Source organism: Kitasatospora sp. NPDC048298 (assembly GCF_043201465.1).
Classification (GTDB): Bacteria; Actinomycetota; Actinomycetes; order Streptomycetales; family Streptomycetaceae; genus Kitasatospora.
Genome location: NZ_JBICYZ010000004.1, coordinates 94,660 through 112,683 on the forward strand (window position 1 = coordinate 94,660; position 18,024 = coordinate 112,683).

The following is an 18,024-nucleotide window of genomic DNA, read 5'->3' on the forward strand; positions in this document are numbered from 1 at the left end:
CCGAGAGTTCCTCAGCCCAGGTAGGCGGGGGCGACCGCGGCCTTGGTGACCGGCTGCGCGCTGCCCGAACCGTCCGCCGGGACGGTCCACAGATCGGCACCGTAGTCGCCGGGCAGCGCGTAGACCAGAGTGCCGTCGCCGGACCAGAGCGCCTGGTCGTCGATGTTGCGTTGCTCGGCGGTGGCGGTCTCGGTCATCGTGGCGAGGTCGAGCACGTACAGCCGCCACGGGGAGTCGGCGGGCAGGCCGGGGACGCGCTTCTTGTACGCGACGCGGGTGCCGTCCGGGGAGAGCGAGGGGCACTCGACGTTGTCGTGCAGGGCGGTGAGGGTGCGGGCGGCGAGGTCGCCGCGGACGAGGTGGGTCCGCCCGGCGCTGGCGAGGGTGGCGTAGAAGGTGTTGTCGTCGGCGAAGGTGACGCCCCAGATGTTGACGTCGTGCGCCTGGTACGGGTGGCCGTCCAGGACGACGGCGAAGTCCTCCAGGTTCTCCCGCAGGTTCCAGTCCCGGACGTCCACGATCGAGGTGCGGGTGGAGAAGTCGCTGCCCGCGTACGAGTCGCCGCTGACGAAGACCGTCCACGCGGCGAGGTGCCCGGACGGCGAGACCCGGGAGCGGGTGGGGATGCCGGCCGCCGGGAACGAGCGGAGTTCGCGCAGGTGGTCGTCCAGGACGACGGCGCGGTAGCTGTCCTCCAGCGCGCCGCGCTGTGCCTGGAGGCAGATTCCGGTGCCGGCGGCGGCGTGGAAGCGCAGGCACTGGACGCCGGAGGCGGTGCGCGGTCCGTCCGGGTGGTCGGCGGCGACGGTGGTGATCTCGTCCCGGTGCGGGCCCCAGGCCATGTTGCGGAACAACAGCTGTCGTCCGCCGCTCTGCACCTGTAGTGACACCGGCCCCGACTCGACGGACGGCCCACCGGGCTGGGCCTGGTCCCGGCGGGCGGTGCGGCCGGCGGCGTTCAGGACGGCCCCGGTGCCGACCGCGCCGAGCAGGACGACGGCGACCAGCAGGATGATCACCCTGGTCCGGTTCCGCAGGTTCATCGGGTCTCCTCCTGGGTCGTCTCCGACGGCTTCGCGGCGACGGCGGGCTCGGGCTGCCCGCCGACGGATTCGGGCTCGCCGCCGCCCGGTCCGGACGGGCCCGGGGCCACCGGTCCGGACGGGCCCTGATCCACGGCGCCGGACGGGCCCGGGGCCACGGCGCCGGACGGGCGCAGCACCGCCGCCGCGCCGAGCACGCACAGCGCCAGCGCCCCCGCCGACCAGCCCAGCGCGGCCGGGCCGCCGACGGCGCCCCACAGCGCGCCGAACAGCAGCGAGCAGGCGAACCGGGCCAGCGCCTGCCCGGTGCCGACCAGGGCGAGCCCGGCGCCGCGCTGCTCGGCGGGTACCGCGTCGGCGGCCGCGGCGGCGAGCACGCCGTCGGTGGCCGCGTAGAAGGTGCCGTGCAGCACCAGTACGCAGAGCACCGCCGGCAGCCCGCGCAGCGGCGAGAGCAGCAGCCCGTACGCGAGCAGCAGCACCCCGTGCCCGGCCAGGAAGAGCCGGTGGCGGCCGATCCGGTCGGCGAGCGCGCCGAGCGGGACGGCGAGCAGCAAGAAGGCGGCGGCGGTGCCCAGCGGCAGCAGCGGGAACAGGGAGACGGGCAGGTCGAGGCGGCGCTGGACGAGCAGGTAGAGGAAGGAGTCGCTGACGGTGGTGAGGCCGAGCAGGACGGCGCAGAACGTCAGCCTGCGCAGCCCCGGCAGCCGCAGCAGGGCGAGGCCGGCGCGCAGCGAGGGTGCGGAAGTCGACAAGTCGTCACCCTGCTGCCGGTTCGGCACGAACAGCAGCAGGATCAGCACGCCGAGCGCCGCGACGCACGAGCTGACGGTGAACACCGCGTCGTAGCCGTGCCGCTCCCCGCCGTCGGCGAGCAGTGGCCCGCCGGCCAGCCGCAGCACCAGGAAGGCGGTGAGCGGGCCGAGCAGGGCGCCGGCCGTGTCCATCGCCCGGTGCACGCCGAACGCCCGGCCACGATGGGCCGGTTCGGTGGCGAGCGAGATCATCGCGTCCCGCGGCGCGGTGCGCAGACCCTTGCCGGTGCGGTCGACGGCGATCACGGCGCCGATCAGCGGCACGGTGTGGACGAACAGCAGCAGGGGCCGGCACAGCGCGGACAGCCCGTACCCGACGGCGGCGACGGCCTTGTGGCGGGCGGCGCCGTCGCGGCCGCGGCGGTCGGAGAGGTGGCCGCCGACCAGCCGGACGAGGGCGCTGAAGCCGTTCTGGATGCCGTCGAGCAGGCCGAAGCCGAGCGGGGAGAGGCCGAGGCCGGTGAGCAGGTAGAGGGGGAGGACGGCGGTGACCATCTCGGAGGAGATGTCGGTGACCAGGCTGACCGTGCCGAGGGCGATGACCGCCCCGGGCACGGCGCGCAGGCCGGTACCCCGCCGCACCGGGCCGGCGGCCGGGGAGGCGGCCGGGGAGGCGGCCGGGGAGGCGGAGGCGGTCGGCGCGGCCTGCGTGGCCGGCCCGCCGGGGGCCTTCGAGCTGCGGGAGTCCGCGACGTACACGGGCGTCAGTTCCAGATTCCGGTGATGTCGGCGGCGCCGGCGGAGTTGCCCGCGTGGGCGTTGACCCCGGCCAGGTCCTCCAGGGTGTGCAGCACGTCGTAGTGGTTGTAGGTGGTGGCGGTGCTGCCGCCGGGTGCGACGTGGGCGCCGTAGACCAGGGTCGGGATGCGGTTGCCGGACAGCTTGTCGTCCTCGTCGAAGGTGAGCAGCAGCAGGCTGTTGTGGCTCTTCGCCCACTGCGCGTACCCGTCGAGGTTGGTCCGGAGCCAGGAGTCGCCGGTGCCGACGGAGCAGTCGTGCATGTCGTCGCAGAGGTCCGGGACGACGAAGGAGACCTTCGGCAGGGTGCTGTAGTCGCTCGGGAAGGCGTCCATGCCGTACGAGCTGGAGGTGGGCACGTTGCCGAAGCCGAACCACGGGTTGTGCTTCTGGGCGTAGTCGCCGCTGCTGCAGTCGGTGGCGCCGGGGGCGGGCAGGCCCTCGTTGTAGCTGGCCCAGGTCTGGCCGGCGCCGATCAGCTCGGAGGCGAGGTTGGGCTCCCGCAGGGCGCCGACGTCCACGCAGCCGTCGTCCACGATGCCCTGGGAACTGCCGGAGAACAGCATGTAGTAGTTGGGCTGGCTGGGGTGGGTGAGCGCGTAGGAGTTGGTCAGCGTCGCGCCGCCGGCCACCAGGGTGTTGTTGATGTACGGGGCCTTGGAGCTGCCGATCACCTGCGTGTAGGCGTGGTTCTCCAGCACGACGACGACCACGTGGTCCGGCGCGGGCAGCCCGGCGGCGGCGTCGGCGGCCGCGCTGCCGCCGGCGGCCCACAGGCCGAGCGAGCCGGCGACCAGGCCGAGGCCGGCGGCCAGCGCGGTGAGCGGGCGGCGGCGGAGGGGGCGCGGGAGGGCGCCGGGGACGCCGGGGACGGGAGTTCCGGGGGTGCGCAGTCGTGCGAAGGCCATGAGGTCCTCCGGAGGTCGGGGCTTCCCGGGCGGGAGCGCCGAGAACAGTACGAGCGCCGCAGTGTCGTGTACCCCACAACACAAGTGAAGAACAGACGAACAGCTGCCGCGCGGCGGCCCCGGGGCGGACCGGCGGCGGCGGGCACGGCGTCGGGCACGGCGCCCGGCACAGCGCCGGACCTGGCGTCCGACGTCACACCCGCCACGATTGACCCGTTCCGGCCGGGCGTGGTGGGATCACCGGAGTTCGGGACGAAGGGGTGCGGCACGTGAGCGGACCGGTCGCCGTCGTCCCGCGCACCCTGGTGGTCGGGATCGGCGCGAGCAGCGGCGCCGAGCGGACCGAGGTGCTGCGACTGTTGACGGACACCCTCCGGGAGGCCGGGCTGGACCGCTCCGCGGTGGCCCGGCTGGCGACCGTGACGGGCAGGGCGGACCACCCGGCGGTGCGCTGGACGGCCGACCGCCTCGGCGGGGTGCCGGTGGACGAGCACCCGCCCGAGGCCCTGGCGGGCGTGCCGGTGCCGAACCCCTCCGCCGCGGTCGGTACGGCCGTCGGCACCGCGAGCGTGGCCGAGGCGGCGGCGCTGGCGAGCGCTCCGGGCGGCCGGCTCCTGGTCACCAAGCGGAAGTCGGCGCGGGCCACGGTCGCGATCGCCCGGGCCGCGGCACCGGACGGGCCCGCCGCGCCGGTCGCGCAGGTCGCACCGCCCGTCACGCCGCCCGCCGCACCTCCCGGCCCGTACGAGCCCCACCCCGCGCCACCCCGCACGACGAGCCCCACCCGCACCACCGGCACCACCGGCACCACCGGCACCACCCCGCAAGGAGACCCCACGTGACCACCCCCGAACCCGACCTGCGCCACCACGGCGACGCCGAGGTACGCGCCGACGGGCTCGGCCTGGTCGACCTCGCCGTCAACGTCCGCACCGGCACTCCCCCGGCCTGGCTGCGCGAGCACCTCGCGGCCACCCTCGGCGACCTCGCCGCCTACCCCGACCAGAGCAGCGCGCGCACCGCGGTGGCCGCCCGGCACGCCCGCCCGGTCGAGGAGGTGCTGCTCACCGCGGGGGCCGCGGAGGCCTTCGTCCTGCTGGCCAGAACTCTGACGCCCAGTCACATCACCGTGGTCCACCCGCAGTTCACCGAGCCGGAGGCGGCGCTACGGGACGCCGGACACCGGGTGCACCGGGTGCTGCTCTCCCCCGAGGACGGTTTCCGGCTGGGCGCCGTCCCCGAGGAGGCGGACCTGGTCGTCCTCGGCAACCCGACCAACCCGACCTCCGTGCTGCACCCCGCCGAGGCCGTCGCCGCACTGGCCCGGCCGGGGCGCACCCTGGTGGTGGACGAGGCGTTCATGGACACCGTCCCGGGCGAGCGGGAGTCCCTCGCCTCCGTCCGGGACCTGCCCGGCCGGGTCGTCGTGCTGCGCAGCCTCACCAAGACCTGGGGCCTGGCCGGACTGCGGATCGGCTATGTGCTCGGGCCCGCGCCACTGATCGCCGACCTCGCCGCCGCCCAGCCGCTCTGGCCGGTGTCCACCCCGGCGCTGGCCGCCGCCGAGGTGTGCAGCGGCCCGGCGGCGCTCGCCGAGGCGGACCGGGCGGCGGCCGAACTGGCGCTCCGGCGCGACCACTTGGTGAAGGGCCTGGCCGCCTTCCGCTCGGTGCGGCTGTACGGCGAACCGGCCGCCTCCTTCGTCCTGGTGCGACTGCCGGAGGCGGCCGCCGTCCGGCAGCGGCTGCGCGAGCACGGTTTCGCCGTCCGGCGCGGGGACACCTTCCCGGGGCTGGGCGAGGAGTGGCTGCGGATCGCCGTCCGGGACGAGGCGACCACCGACCGCTTCCTCAACGCCCTTGAGGCCGTGCTCCGTTCGGCCTGACCGCCAGAGGGGACGGCCGAACAGGAACCCCTACCGGAGCCCGAGCGCCTCCGCCGCCAGGGCGGTGCCCCGCACCCGCGCCGCGATCTTGGCGAAGGCGGTCTCACGCGCGGTGGAGGTGTCGTCGGCGAACGGCGAGAACCCGCAGTCGTCGGTGGTGCCGAGCTGGTCGACCGGGATGTGCCGGGCCGCGGCCAGCACGCGGTCGCGCACCTCCTCCGGGGTCTCCACCCTGGGGTCGATCGGGTCGGTCACCCCGACGAACACCCGGATCCCGGGGCGGAGTTGCTCCGCGATGACGGCGAGAACGCGGTCGGGATCGGCCTCGCTCGCCAGCTGCACGTAGAAGTTGCCGACCTTCAGTCGGAAGAGCTTCGGCAGCAGCTCGGCGTAGTCGACGTCCAGGCTGTGGGTGGAGTCCTGGTCCCCGCCCGGGCAGGTGTGCACGCCGAGGCGGGCCCGCTCCTCCTCGGTGAACCGGTCGAGCACCCGGTTGTTGAGGGCCACGAAGTCGTCCAGCAGACCGCCCGACGGGTCCAGCTTGAGCGACAACCGCCCCTCGGTGAAGTCGAGTTGGACGACGTGGGCGCCCGCGTCCAGGCAGCCCCTGATGTCGGCCTCGGCCTCGTCGGCCAGGTCCTTCAGGAAGTCCTCGCGCGAGTAGCCGTCGATGCCGTCGGCCGGGTAGAGCAGGCTGAGCGCCGAGGGCGCGATGACGGCCTGCTTGACGGGCTGCGAGGTGTGGCGGAGGGCCTCGCGCAGGTAGCTCTCGGCGCGGACCCGGTACCGGAAGGGCCCGGCGGTCAGCCGTGGCAGCTGCCGGGTGTGCCCGTCGGCGAAGGGGATGACGGCGCCGTCCCCGTCGAGGGCGGTGAGCCCGGCGAGGGGGTACGTGACGAAGCTGGGCTTCGCCTGCTCGCCGTCCACCAGGACGGGGCAGCCGAGTTCCGCGAGCCTGGCCAGGGTGTCGGCGGTGGCCTCGTCCTGCAGCTTCTTCAGGTCGGCGTCGGACAGGCGCCCTTCGGCGTGCTCGGCCAGGGCGTTCAGCAGGGTGTTCGGCCGCGGGATGCTGCCGATGGGCTCCGTGGAAATGGTCATGATGGGACGTTAGAAAGCGCGGTGCGACGTGCACAACGGGGCGCACGGCGCACTCCACCGGATCATTCACGCCCTGCGCGCCCACCCCCCAATGGTTCACGCCCCCGGAACAGCGCGACCCTCCGCCCACTCCCGCAGCCTGGCGAAGTCGTCGGCCAGCAGGCCGATCCGGGGGTTGACGTGCAGGGCGAGCGCCGGACCCGGGTGGTGGGCGGCGATCCACTCCTCGTCCTGCGGGCCGAGCTCGTCGTCCACCCAGACGAACGGGCGCCCGGCGGCCCAGGCGACCACGTCCCTGGTCTTCCAGTGCAGCCCGCCCGGATCCGTACCGAACAGGTCGGACCAGCGGATGTACGGGAGTTCGGGCAGGCCGATGTGCGGGCCTATGTGGGTGTTCGCCTCACCCATCCACCCGGTGGCCCACACCAGTTCGTACGGCAGCGCCAGCAGCTCCTCGCCGTGCGAGGGGTTGAGCCAGACCCGCAGCGGCTTGACCCGGACGGCCGGCGGCTTGGCGTGCTTGGCGCGCGTCGCCTGCCGGGCCTGGACCGCCGCCAGGTACTCCTGCTTCGCCACCCACCAGGAGGGGCGCAGGCGGTGGGTGGCGTAGCCCTCGGGCCTCCGCTTCGGCGCGGCATAGGGGTTGAGCGGTCCGTCCACGTCGAGGAGGAGCAGGGGCTGCTGGGTCATGCCATGAATTCTCGATCCGGCAGGGGCGCTTGACCAGCGATTTGCCGGTCACGATCGGGTTCCCGCACCAGGAGTCGCGGGCGGCTCCAGAGGCCACGGGTGGACCCAGGAGTTACGGGTGGACCCAGGAGCTACGGGCGGCTCCAGAGGTTGCGGGCGGCGAGCAGCGGGAGCACGCCCTCACCGAACCAGTACGCCTCCTCCAGGTGCGGCATCCCGCTCAGCACGAACTCGTCGATACCCAGGCCGTGGTACTCGCAGATCAGGTCCGCGACCTCGCGGTGGCTGCCCACCAGCGCCGTCCCCGCGCCGCCGCGCAGCAGCCCGATGCCGGCCCACAGGCCGGGGTGCACCTCCAGCCGCTGCGCCGAGCCGCCGTGCAGCGCGAGCATCCGCCGCTGCCCCTCCGACTCGCTCTCGGCGAGCGCCCGTTGGGTCTCCCGCACCCGGCGCGGGTCCATCGCGGCGAGCAGCCGTTCGGTCTCCGCCCAGGCCTGCGCGGCGGTGTCCCGGGTGATCACGTGCAGCCGGATGCCGAACCGGACGGTCCGGCCGCGGGCGGTGGCCAGTTCGCGGATCCAGCGGATCTTCTCGCGGACCTGGGTGGGCGGTTCGCCCCAGGTCAGGTAGACGTCCGCGAACCGGGCCGCGACCTCGCCGGCGGCCGGGGAGGAACCGCCGAAGTACACCGCCGGCACCGGGTCCGGCAGCCGGTTCAGCCGCGCCCCCTCGACCCGCAGGTGGGGGCCGTGGTGGTCGACCGTCTCCCCCGCCCAGAGCCGCCGGGTGACGTCCAGGAACTCCCCGGTCCTGGCGTACCGGGCGTCCTTGTCCAGGAAGTCCCCGTAGGCACGCTGCTCGGCGGACTCCCCGCCGGTCACCACGTTGAGCAACAGCCGCCCGCCGGTGTGCCGTTGGTAGGTCGCGGCCATCTGCGCGGCCAGCGTCGGGCTGATCTGCCCGGGCCGGAAGGCCACCAGGTACTTCAGCCGCTCGGTCACCTGGCTCAGCATCGCGGTGGTCAGCCAGGCGTCCTCGCACCAGGCCCCGGTCGGCGTCAGCACCCCCTCGAAGCCCAACTGCTCGGCGCTGCGGGCGATCTGGCCGAGGTAGCCGATGCTCGGCGGCCGGTCCGACCCGGCCGCGCCGGGCGTGGAGCCGTGCCCGCCGCCGACGATCAGCCGACTGTCGCCGTTGGTGGGGAGGAACCAGTGGAAGGTGAGAGCCATGGACGGACACACTCCTGGGGCCGGTACTGCCTGAGGTCGGTTCACGGAACCCACCGACCACGACACCCGTCCGCCCACACCCGCCCCAGATCCACGTGCAGCCTGCGCACGAGGAGGGGCCGGTCCGAAGCAGTCACGGCCCGATTCTCCGCGAACTCCCCCACCCGATCAAGGCCCACCGTCCGCCCCCGGCACCACCACCCGATCAAGGCCCGCCGTCCGCCCCGGACACCACCACCCGTCCCGAGGGCCACGCACGCGACGGAACGCCCGCAGGCCCCCTCCTGCACCGGGAGGGGGCCTGCGGGGTGTGGTGCGGGTGCCCGGGTGGGGCGGGTGGATCAGACCTGGCCGGCCTTCTCCAGGGCCTCGCAGCAGGTGTTGATCAGGAGGCGGGTGACGACGTAGGGGTCGACGTTCGCGTTCGGGCGGCGGTCCTCGATGTAGCCCTTCTTGTCCACCTCGACCTGCCACGGGATGCGCACCGAGGCGCCGCGGTCGGAGACGCCGTAGCTGTAGACGTTCCACGGGGCGGTCTCGTGCTTGCCGGTGAGGCGGGACTGGATGTCGTCACCGTACTGGTTGACGTGCTCCAGCACCTTCTCCTGGGAGGCGCCGAGCGACTCGCAGGCGGTGATGATGGCGTCGTAGCCCTCACGCATCGCCTTGGTGGAGAAGTTGGTGTGGGCACCCGCGCCGTTCCAGTCACCGCGGGCCGGCTTGGCGTCCAGGGTGGCGTCGATGCCGAACTCCTCGGCGGTGCGGTAGAGCAGGTAGCGGGCGATCCACATGTCGTCCGAGGCGGTCAGCGCGTCGACCGGGCCGATCTGGAACTCCCACTGGCCGGGCATGACCTCGGCGTTGATGCCGCAGATGGCCAGGCCGGCGTCGATGCAGCGGTCCAGGTGCAGCTCGACGATCTCGCGGCCGAAGACCTCCTCGGCGCCGACGCCGCAGTAGTAGCCGCCCTGCGGGGCCGGGTAGCCACCCTCCGGGAAGCCGAGCGGGCGGGAGCCCTTGAAGAAGGTGTACTCCTGCTCGATGCCGAAGATCGACTCCTGCGCGGCGTACTTCTCGGCGACCTCGCGCAGCAGGGCGCGGGTGTTGGAGACGTGCGGGGTGCCGTCCGTCTCCAGGACCTCGCAGAGGACCAGGATGTGGTCGCCGCCGCGGATCGGGTCCGGCGTCACGCGCACCGGGTCCAGCACGCGGTCCGAGGCGTGGCCCTCGGCCTGGCTGGTCGAGGAACCGTCGAAGCCCCAGGTGGGGATCTTGTCGGCGTTGGGCAGGACGCGAGTCTTGGAACGGAGCTTCGCGGTCGGCTTGGTGCCGTCGATCCAGATGTACTCGGCCTTGATTGCCACGTCGTGTCCCTCGCATTGCTGGGTGGTGGGTGCCCGCGTAGCGTTGCAAGCCGCCGTTTCCCGGTTGTTCCTCTCGTGTAACGCGCATGTGAACCAACCGTCCGCATTGACACCGTCACGGTGCGGGAGTGCCGCGGGCGGCACTCCCGCCGTTCCGGGTGCCGTCGGTGACGGCACCTGTGTCGTCGGTGACGGCACCTGTGTCGTCGGTGACGACGGATGCGGTCGTGGGCGACCGCCGTGGTCAGTGACGGCGGGCGTGCGCGGCGCGGCGGCGCCGGGTGGCCCACAGCGCGGCCGCCCCGCCCGCGACCAGGGCGGCGGCCCCCGCGGCGAGCGGGCCGGTGGCGCTGCTGCCGCCGGTGGCGGCCAGCCTCTCCGCCTTCTCCGTCTTCTCGACCGCGGCCTGCGGGACGGCGGTGCGGGAGGCGGTGGTGTCGGCGACCGGCTGGGCGGCGGGCGCGCCGCCGCCGGTGGCCTGGCCGGAGGGTACGGCCGGAGTGGTCTGGCCGGACGGAGTGGCCTGGCCGGCCGCCGGCGAGGAGGGCTTCTCGCAGCTCACCGAGGCGACGGTGACCTTCCCGGTGACCTTGGCGACGTTCAGGTTGAGCGGGTTCACCTCCACCTGCACCTCCAGCGCGGAGGCGGCGGCGGTGGTCGTCGTCACGGTCTTCTTGGAGAACTCCACCGAGACGCTGCCGATCAGCGGCACGTCCACCTTGGTCGGCCCGTAGAGGCCGACGGTGACCGGCTTGCCGAGCACGCTGAGCCTGACCGGCGCGACCACGTCGGCGGTGGGCTGCCCGTCCACCGGACAGGTCGCCTCGGCGCTCATCGCCTCCAGGCCGAGCAGCGCGGTGACGGGCAGGCCGGGGGCGTGCACGTCGGCGTTGACCAGCTTGACGGAGGCGCTGGCGCCCTTGGCGTCGACCCTGGTCACCGACTTGCCGATGTCGGCCTTGACCAGCTCGACCGGGCCGGTCTGGTCGACCCCGGCCACGGTGGCCGTCAGGACCGACCCTCCCCCAGCCTCCGGCTGGGGGGACCCCCCTCGCTGGGCCGGCGACTCCACCTTGTTCAGCGCGATGTTCACCGGGATGTCCACGGCCTTGTTCAACAGGCTGACGTCCAGGTCGAGTTCGGCGGTGACGGCGCGCGCCTTGCCGGGCGACGGGGCGGGCTCGGCCGCCCGGACGGGCCCGGCGGTGAGCAGCGTGCTCGCCACCACGGCGGTGGCCGCGGCGGCGGAAACGATTCGGCGAGAAGACATGGCGATACCCCCACACAGATGAAACGATGAGCCGCCAGTCTTCTCGAACAATCCGTCACATGAGTAACACAGAAAGTCATTTCACTCGTTGGAGTGAGATTGGCGTTCTGCGCTGACTCGACTCTGCTAGGGCCGGTCCGCTACGGCCGGTCTGCTACGGCAGCCGCCAGTCCACCGGCTGAGCCCCCTGCCGCACCAGCAGCTCGTTGGCCCGGCTGAACGGCCGCGAGCCGAAGAAGCCGCGGTCGGCCGACATCGGGCTGGGGTGGACCGACTCCACCGACGGGACGTTGCCCAGCAGCGGGCGCAGGTTGCGGGCGTCGCTCCCCCAGAGGATCGCCACCAGCGGGCCGCCGCGCGCCACCAGCGCCCGGATCGCCTGCTCGGTGACGGCCTCCCAGCCCTTGCCGCGGTGCTGGCCGCTCTTGCGCGGCTGGACGGTGAGCACCCGGTTGAGCAGCAGCACGCCCTGCCGCGTCCACGGGGTGAGGTCCCCGTTGGTGGGCTGCGGCAGCCCCAGGTCGGTGCCGTACTCCCGGTAGATGTTGATCAGGCTCGCCGGGATCGGCCGCACCTCCGGCGCCACCGAGAAGCTCAGCCCGACGGCGTGGCCGGGGGTCGGGTACGGGTCCTGCCCGACGATCAGCACCCGCACGTCGGCGAAGGGCTGCTGGAAGGCCCGCAGCACGTTCGGGCCGGAGGGCAGGTAGGTGCGGCCTGCGGCCAGTTCGGCGCGCAGGAAGTCGCCCATCTCGGCGACCCGTCCGGCGACGGGTTCCAGGGCGGTGGCCCAGCCGGGCTCGACGATCTCGTTCAGTGGACGCGGTGCCATGGTCGCCACCCTATCGGCCTACACCGACAGGGCTTTCAGCGGATGATCATGCGATCGAAGGGCCGCCATGGAAGGCCGGCGCGACGGCCCGGACCAGCGCGCACGACGGTACGGACGAACCCGCACGACGGTACGTACCGGCCCGCACGACCGTCCCGCCGGGCCCTCGCAGCAACCTCGCGCGACTACCCGACCGGCCGTCCCCGCAGCACCACCAGCCGCGGGGCCGCGAGCACCCGGACGTCCGCCCGCGGGTCCTGCGCGTACACCACGAAGTCCGCCGGCGCGCCCTCCTCCAGCCCGGGCCGCCCCAGCCACTCGCGCGCGCCCCAGCTCGCCGCCGACAGCGCCTCGGCCGGGCTCAGCCCCGCCTTCACCAGCTCCGCCACCTCGTCCGCGACCAGCCCGTGCGCCAGCGAGCCGCCCGCGTCCGTCCCGACGAACACCGGGATGCCCGCGTCGTGCGCGGCGCCGACGGTGTCGTACCGGCGCTCGTGCAGCCGCCGCATGTGCGCCGCCCAGGCCGGGAACTTGGCCTCGCCGCCGGCCGCGAGGTCCGGGAAGGTGGCGATGTTGACCAGGGTCGGCACGATCGCCACCCCGCGCTCGGCGAAGGCCGGGATCAGCTCCTCGGTCAGCCCGGTGGCGTGCTCGACGCAGTCGATCCCGGCCGCCAGCAGGTCCGGCAGCGACTCGGCGGAGAAGCAGTGCGCGGTGACCCGGGCGCCCTCCTGGTGCGCCGCCGCGATCGCCTCGGCCAGCGCGTCGCCGGGCCAGCAGGCGGCGAGGTCGCCGCGCTCGCGGTCGATCCAGTCGCCGACCAGCTTCACCCAGCCGTCCCCGCGGCGGGCCTCGGCCCGGACGTAGGCGGCCAGGTCGCCGGGCTCGATCTCGTGCGCGTAGTTGCGGATGTAGCGGCGGGTGCGGGCGATGTGCCGGCCGGCCCGGATGATCCGGGGCAGGTCCTCGCGCTCGTCGATCCACCGGGTGTCGGCGGCCGAGCCGGCGTCGCGGATCAGCAGGGTGCCGGCGTCCCGGTCGGTGAGCGCCTGCTTCTCGCTGGTCTCGGCGTCCACCGCGCCGTGCGCGTCCAGCCCGACGTGGCAGTGCGCGTCCACCAGGCCGGGCAGCACCCAGCCGGTCACCGTCCGCACGTCCTCGGCGGTCGGCGGGCGGGTGAGGCTCACCCGGCCGTCCACCACCCAGAGTTCGTCCCGGACGTCCTCGGGACCGACCAGCACCCGACCCCGCACGTGCAGCACCGCGCCATCACTCATGGCCGCACTCTACCGACGGGCGGGTTCCGTGTAAGCAGTCATGATGCGGCAGACTCGTTTCCGCACCCCACCCCCGCGAAAGGCGAAAAAGACGTGAGCCCCTTCCTCGACCTGCCCCCGCTCAGCGCCGCCGGGTTCGCGGCGATCGAGGACCAGGTGGCCGCGCTGCTGCACACCGAGGCCGACGTGATCGTCACCCAGGGCGAGGCGCTCCTCCCCCTGGAGGCCGCGATCCGCGGCGCCGCGCACCCCGGCTCGACCGCCCTCAACATCGTCACCGGCCCGTACGGGCAGACCTTCGGCAACTGGCTGCGCTCCTGCGGCGCGAAGGTCGTCGACCTGGCCGTGCCCTTCGACAGCGCGGTGAGCGCCGAGCAGGTGGCCGCGGCCCTGGAGGCCCACCCGGAGATCGACTTCGTCTCCCTGGTGCACGCCGAGGCCGCCACCGGCAACACCAACCCGGTCGCCGGGATCGGCGCCGTGGTCCGCGAGCACGGCGCGCTGCTGATGCTCGACGCGGTGGCCTCCGTCGCCGCCGAGCCGCTGCTCACCGACGAGTGGGGCGTCGACCTGTGCGTCATCGGCGGCCAGAAGGCGATGGGCGGCCCGGCCGGGGTCTCCGCCGTGTCCGTCTCCGAGCGCGCCTGGGAGCGGATCGCCGCCAACCCGGCCGCCCCGCGCCGCTCCTACCTGTCGCTGCTCGACTGGAAGGAGCGCTGGACGGACGCCGGCCGCGCCGTCCTGCCGCACGCCCCGGCCCAGCTGGAGATGCTCGCGCTCGGCGCCTGCCTGGACCGGATCGCCGCCGACGGCCTGCCCGCCGTGATCGCCCGCCACCGCGCCGCCTCCGCCGCCACCCGGGCCGGCGTCCGCGCGCTCGGCACGCTGGCCCCGTACGTCGTCGAGGACGCCCACGCGGCCCCGGTCGCCACCACCCTGCGCACCCAGGACGGCGTCGACGCGACGGCCCTCGCCGCCCGCCTCGACCCGGCCCTGCCCGTCCAGCCGGGCGGCGGCGCGCTGGCCGGCTCGATGCTGCGGGTCAACCACTACGGGCAGGCGGCCGCCCTGGACACCGTCCGGGCCTGCCTGTCGGCCCTCGCGGACGCGACGGACGCCGACCCGGCGCCCGCCCTGGCCGCCGCCGAGGCCGCCTGGAACGTGACCGTCCGGGCCTGACCCGGTACGGCCGAGGCCCCCGGAGGACGTCCTCCGGGGGCCTCGGCCGTCTGTCGCGCGCTCCGGTGCCCGTGTGCCTCGGTGCCCGCGGGCTCCGGTGCCCGTGTGCTCCGGTGCCCGCGGCCGCCTCTCGCGGACCTCAGTGCCCGTTGGTGTCCACCACCTCGACGCCCCGGATGTTCCGCTCGATCTCCTCCGCCGGCAGCGCGATCGCCAGCGCCCAGTAGTAGACGACCAGCGAGAACGCCACCACCACGACGATGTCCCACCACAGCGGCAGGTTCCCCCGCGAGCCCACCCCGAAGGTGCCCTGCCAGGAGATCAGGCCCATGCCGACCAGGTAGACCGGCAGCCACTGACCGGCCCGGAAGTCCATCCGGGGCGCGTTCGGCAGCCCCTTCGAGCGCGCGTACCAGGAGTACCCGCCGAGCAGCACGTAGCCGATCACGATCGCCAGACCGAGGCGCCACAGGGTGTCCCAACCGGACCAGTAGATGACCAGGCCGGCCACCACGAAGGCCAGCGGCGAGACCACCGCGCCGCCGGGCAGGTGGTACGAGCGCTCCATCTCGGGCAGCCGCTTGCGCAGCACCCCGAAGGCCAGCGGAGCGCCCGCGTACATCAGCACCACCGCCGAGGTGATGAACCCGACCAGCCGCTGCCAGCTCGGGAAGGGCAGGAAGCAGACCACCCCGGCCACCCAGGCGATCAGCAGGCCGAGCCAGGGCACCGCGCGCTTGTCGGTGGACTGCAGCACCTGCGGCGCGTAGCCGTTGCGGCTCAGACCGTAGGTGACCCGGGAGCTGGAGGTGATGTAGACGAGCCCGGTGCCGGCCGGCGAGATGACCGCGTCGATGAACAGCACGGTGGCCAGCCAGCCCAGCCCGATCAGGGTCGCCAGGCCGGCGAACGGTCCGCTGATCCCGGGGTAGTCGAGCGTGCTCCAGCCATGGGCGAAGGTCTCCGGCGGCAGCGCGCCGATGAACACCACCTGGAGCATCACGTAGACGACCGTGCCGATCACCACCGAGCCGAGCACCGCGCGCGGGATGTCCCGGCGCGGGTTGCGGCTCTCCCCCGCCCACTGGATGGCCTGCTCGAAGCCGAGCAGCGCGAAGATCACCCCACTGCTGCTGATCGCCGTGAGCACGCCCTTGGCACCGTCCGGCGCGAAGCCGTGGACGTCGAAGTTGGAGCCGTGGAACTCGCTGATGCCGAGCGCGAAGATGGTCAGCACCGGGATGGCGACCTTCCAGACGGTGGCCGCGCTGTTGGTGTGGGCGAGCAGCCGCACGCCGAGGAAGTTGACCGCGACGAAGACCCCGAGCAGGACGGCCGCGACGACGAACCCCCAGCCGGTCAGCGTCAGGTTCTTGTTCAGCAGGCCGTCCGCCCAGCTCCAGTGCTGGGCGTAGTTGATCATCGCCTGCACCTCGATCGGTGCGATGGTGGAGGCCTGGAGCCAGGTGAACCAGCCGAAGGACATCCCGGCGAACCCGCCGAAGGCGTAGTGCGGGTAGCGCGCCGTACCGCCCGCCACCGGGAACAGCCCGCCCAGCTCGGCGTGCACCATCGCCAGCAGGACGATCGCGACCGCGCCGATGCCCCAGGACAGCAGCGCCGCGGGCCCGGCCGCCACCGCCGCCTTCTGCGCCCCGAACAGCCAGCCGGAGCCGATGATCGCCCCGACCGAGGCCCAGAGCAGTCCGATGACGCCGACCTCACGCCGCAGTGCGGTGTGCCCCGAGCCGGGCGGGTTGGAGGAGGAATGGGCCATGGCCGATCGCCTCTCGAAGCAGGAGGAATTCCTCCGACAGTCCCCACCCACCCGCCCCGAAACGCCCCGCGCCCCGCACCCCTCACTCGAACAGCCCTCCGGAACCACTCGCCGGACCACCCGCCACCGCACCTGCCGACGCACCTGCCGACATGCTCGCCGCGCCGACCTCCGGCACAGTTCCCGCATCGTTCACCTGCCCGGCACGTGGACCTCACCGAAGGCAGGCAGGCTCCCGGACAGGGCGTGAAGTTGGCTATACAACTTCACCCGACCAGACCCCCGACACGACTGCCCCGACACGACAGCCGTAGTGCGCCGAGGAGAAGACCGATGACCGAACTGCCGCCGTACTGGCTGCGCGACAACTGCCCGTGCGCCGAGTGCCGGGACCCGCGCAACGGGCAGAAGCTGTTCCAGATCGACGACCTGCCCGAGGGCCTCGCCGTCGCCGGGAGCACCGAGGCCGACGGGCACCTGGAGGTGCTCTGGTCGGACGGGCACCGCTCCCGCTACCCGCTGGAGTGGCTGGACCGGGCCGACGAGGGCGACGGGCGCACCGAGCGGGGCAAGCGGCTCTGGACGGCGGCGGACTTCGCGCCCGGCATCCCGCGGGCGCGCTGGGAGGACTACCTGGCCGACCCGGCCGAGCAGGCCGCGGTGCTGGCCGCCGTGCGGGACAGCGGCTTCGCCGTGCTGCGCGGGGTGCCGGCCGTCGAGCGGCAGGTGCTGCGGGTGGCGGAGAGCTTCGGGTACGTCCGGGTCACCAACTACGGGGAGCTGTTCGACGTCCGGGTCGAGCCGGACCCCAACAACCTGGCCTTCACCAGCGTCGCCATCGCCCCGCACACCGACAACCCGTACCGGGACCCGGTGCCCACCCTCCAGCTGCTGCACTGCCTGGAGAACTCGGCGACCGGCGGCGACTCCGGACTGGTGGACGGCTTCAAGGCCGCGGCCATCCTCCGGGAGGAGGCGCCGGACGCGTTCGAGGTCCTCACCCGCACGCCCGTCCCGTTCGTCTTCCGCGACCGCCGCACCGAACTGCGCGCCGACCGCCCGCTGATCGACGTGGACCCGCGGGGCCGGATCCGCGAGGTCAGGTTCAACAACCGCTCGATCGGCACCGTCCGGGCCGACGACCCGAAGGACCTGGACGCCTTCTACGCCGCCTACCGCCGCTTCGCCGCGATCACCCTGCGCCCCGAGCTCCAGCTGACCTTCCGCCTCGGCCCCGGCGACTGCCTGGTCTTCGACAACACCCGTCTGATGCACGCCCGGACGGCCTTCCAGCAGGACGGCCACCGCCACCTCCAGGGCTGCTACGCCGACCTCGACTCGCTGAACAGCACCCTCGCCGTGCTGCACCGCCGCGCCGCCGCGCTGGACGCGATCGCCGCGCTGTTCGCGGGCGAGGGCGCCGGGGAGTACCTGGGCGAGGAGGTCACCATGGCCGAGCACATGCTCCAGGCCGCCGCTGCCGCCGAGGCCGCCGGGGCGCCGGAGCACCTGGTCGCCGCCGCGCTGCTGCACGACATCGGACACTTCCACGGCGCCCTGCACGGGCGGGACCTGATGGAGGGTCAGGACAACCGGCACAGCGACTCCGGGGCCGACTGGCTGGCCCGCTGGTTCGGCCCGGAGGTCACCGAGCCGGTCCGGCTGCACGTGGCCGCCAAGCGCTACCTGTGCGCGGTCGAGCCCGGCTACCGGGAGCAGCTCTCCGAGGCCTCCGAGTACACGCTGAGCGTGCAGGGCGGCCCGATGGACGAGCGCCAGGCCGCCGCCTTCGCCGAACTCCCGGGCGCCCGGGACGCGGTGGCGGTGCGGCGCTGGGACGAGCAGGCGAAGGTGGCCGGCGCCCCGACGCCGGGCTTCGAGCACTACCGCCCGCTGCTCGCCGCGCTCATGCGGTGAGG

The 18,024-nt window shown here is 73.8% G+C and carries 15 protein-coding genes; 4 read left to right on the forward strand and 11 right to left on the reverse strand.

Annotated elements, in window-relative coordinates:
• Positions 1-11: 11 nt before the first annotated feature.
• The 3 genes from ACGF0D_RS04755 to ACGF0D_RS04765 are packed head-to-tail and all read right to left on the reverse strand — an operon-like array spanning position 12 to position 3,504.
• Positions 12-1,043, reverse strand: a complete 1,032-nt coding sequence (locus tag ACGF0D_RS04755; RefSeq protein ID WP_392878372.1) for a TolB family protein — start codon at positions 1,041-1,043, stop codon at positions 12-14.
• The gene (locus tag ACGF0D_RS04760) at positions 1,040-2,557 is read right to left on the reverse strand and encodes an MFS transporter (protein WP_392913986.1); all 1,518 of its coding nucleotides are present in this window, start codon (positions 2,555-2,557) and stop codon (positions 1,040-1,042) included. Before ACGF0D_RS04760 ends, ACGF0D_RS04755 begins: the two co-directional genes overlap by 4 nt.
• Positions 2,558-2,562: 5 nt before the next feature.
• Positions 2,563-3,504 (reverse strand): alkaline phosphatase family protein, encoded by a 942-nt coding sequence (locus ACGF0D_RS04765; RefSeq protein WP_392913987.1) that lies wholly within the window; start codon positions 3,502-3,504, stop codon positions 2,563-2,565.
• Positions 3,505-3,773: 269 nt separating this feature from the next.
• Here ACGF0D_RS04765 and ACGF0D_RS04770 point away from each other — a divergent pair, with 269 nt between their 5' ends.
• Both ACGF0D_RS04770 and cobC read left to right on the forward strand, forming a co-directional pair.
• Positions 3,774-4,346: a cobalamin biosynthesis protein gene (locus ACGF0D_RS04770; RefSeq protein WP_392913988.1), complete on the forward strand. Its 573-nt coding sequence runs from the start codon at positions 3,774-3,776 to the stop codon at positions 4,344-4,346.
• Complete coding sequence (gene cobC, locus ACGF0D_RS04775) at positions 4,343-5,389, forward strand: Rv2231c family pyridoxal phosphate-dependent protein CobC (protein WP_392913989.1); 1,047 nt, start codon at positions 4,343-4,345, stop codon at positions 5,387-5,389. The genes ACGF0D_RS04770 and cobC overlap by 4 nt, the downstream gene beginning before the upstream one ends.
• A gap of 30 nt (positions 5,390-5,419) precedes the next feature.
• On the opposite strand, the gene ACGF0D_RS04780 is transcribed toward cobC, so the two are convergent.
• The 7 genes from ACGF0D_RS04780 to ACGF0D_RS04810 form a co-directional block, all read right to left on the reverse strand.
• Positions 5,420-6,487 (reverse strand): cobalamin-independent methionine synthase II family protein, encoded by a 1,068-nt coding sequence (locus ACGF0D_RS04780; RefSeq protein ID WP_392913990.1) that lies wholly within the window; start codon positions 6,485-6,487, stop codon positions 5,420-5,422.
• A 96-nt stretch (positions 6,488-6,583) separates the two neighbouring features.
• Positions 6,584-7,177 carry a hypothetical protein gene (locus ACGF0D_RS04785; RefSeq protein WP_392878384.1) on the reverse strand — a complete coding sequence of 198 codons (594 nt, stop codon included), beginning with the start codon at positions 7,175-7,177 and terminating at the stop codon, positions 6,584-6,586.
• Between the two features lie 131 nt (positions 7,178-7,308).
• A complete protein-coding gene (locus ACGF0D_RS04790) occupies positions 7,309-8,406 on the reverse strand; it encodes an LLM class flavin-dependent oxidoreductase (RefSeq protein ID WP_392913991.1) in 1,098 nt (365 codons plus the stop codon).
• A gap of 341 nt (positions 8,407-8,747) precedes the next feature.
• Positions 8,748-9,770, reverse strand: a complete 1,023-nt coding sequence (gene glnII, locus ACGF0D_RS04795) for a glutamine synthetase (RefSeq protein ID WP_392878388.1) — start codon at positions 9,768-9,770, stop codon at positions 8,748-8,750.
• A gap of 244 nt (positions 9,771-10,014) precedes the next feature.
• The gene (locus ACGF0D_RS04800; protein WP_392913992.1) at positions 10,015-11,040 is read right to left on the reverse strand and encodes an SCO1860 family LAETG-anchored protein; all 1,026 of its coding nucleotides are present in this window, start codon (positions 11,038-11,040) and stop codon (positions 10,015-10,017) included.
• A 154-nt stretch (positions 11,041-11,194) separates the two neighbouring features.
• On the reverse strand, positions 11,195-11,872 hold the full coding sequence (locus tag ACGF0D_RS04805) for a uracil-DNA glycosylase (protein ID WP_392878392.1): 678 nt from the start codon (positions 11,870-11,872) through the stop codon (positions 11,195-11,197).
• Positions 11,873-12,057: 185 nt separating this feature from the next.
• Entirely contained in the window at positions 12,058-13,149 is a 1,092-nt protein-coding gene (locus tag ACGF0D_RS04810) for an amidohydrolase family protein (protein WP_392913993.1), read from the reverse strand.
• 93 nt (positions 13,150-13,242) lie between these two features.
• Here ACGF0D_RS04810 and ACGF0D_RS04815 point away from each other — a divergent pair, with 93 nt between their 5' ends.
• Positions 13,243-14,328 (forward strand): pyridoxal-phosphate-dependent aminotransferase family protein, encoded by a 1,086-nt coding sequence (locus ACGF0D_RS04815; protein WP_392878396.1) that lies wholly within the window; start codon positions 13,243-13,245, stop codon positions 14,326-14,328.
• A gap of 139 nt (positions 14,329-14,467) precedes the next feature.
• Here the strand turns inward: ACGF0D_RS04815 and ACGF0D_RS04820 are convergent, their stop codons facing one another.
• Positions 14,468-16,105, reverse strand: a complete 1,638-nt coding sequence (locus ACGF0D_RS04820; RefSeq protein ID WP_392913994.1) for an APC family permease — start codon at positions 16,103-16,105, stop codon at positions 14,468-14,470.
• Between the two features lie 333 nt (positions 16,106-16,438).
• Here ACGF0D_RS04820 and ACGF0D_RS04825 point away from each other — a divergent pair, with 333 nt between their 5' ends.
• Positions 16,439-18,022, forward strand: a complete 1,584-nt coding sequence (locus tag ACGF0D_RS04825) for a phosphonate degradation HD-domain oxygenase (RefSeq protein WP_392913995.1) — start codon at positions 16,439-16,441, stop codon at positions 18,020-18,022.
• Positions 18,023-18,024 lie beyond the last annotated feature (2 nt).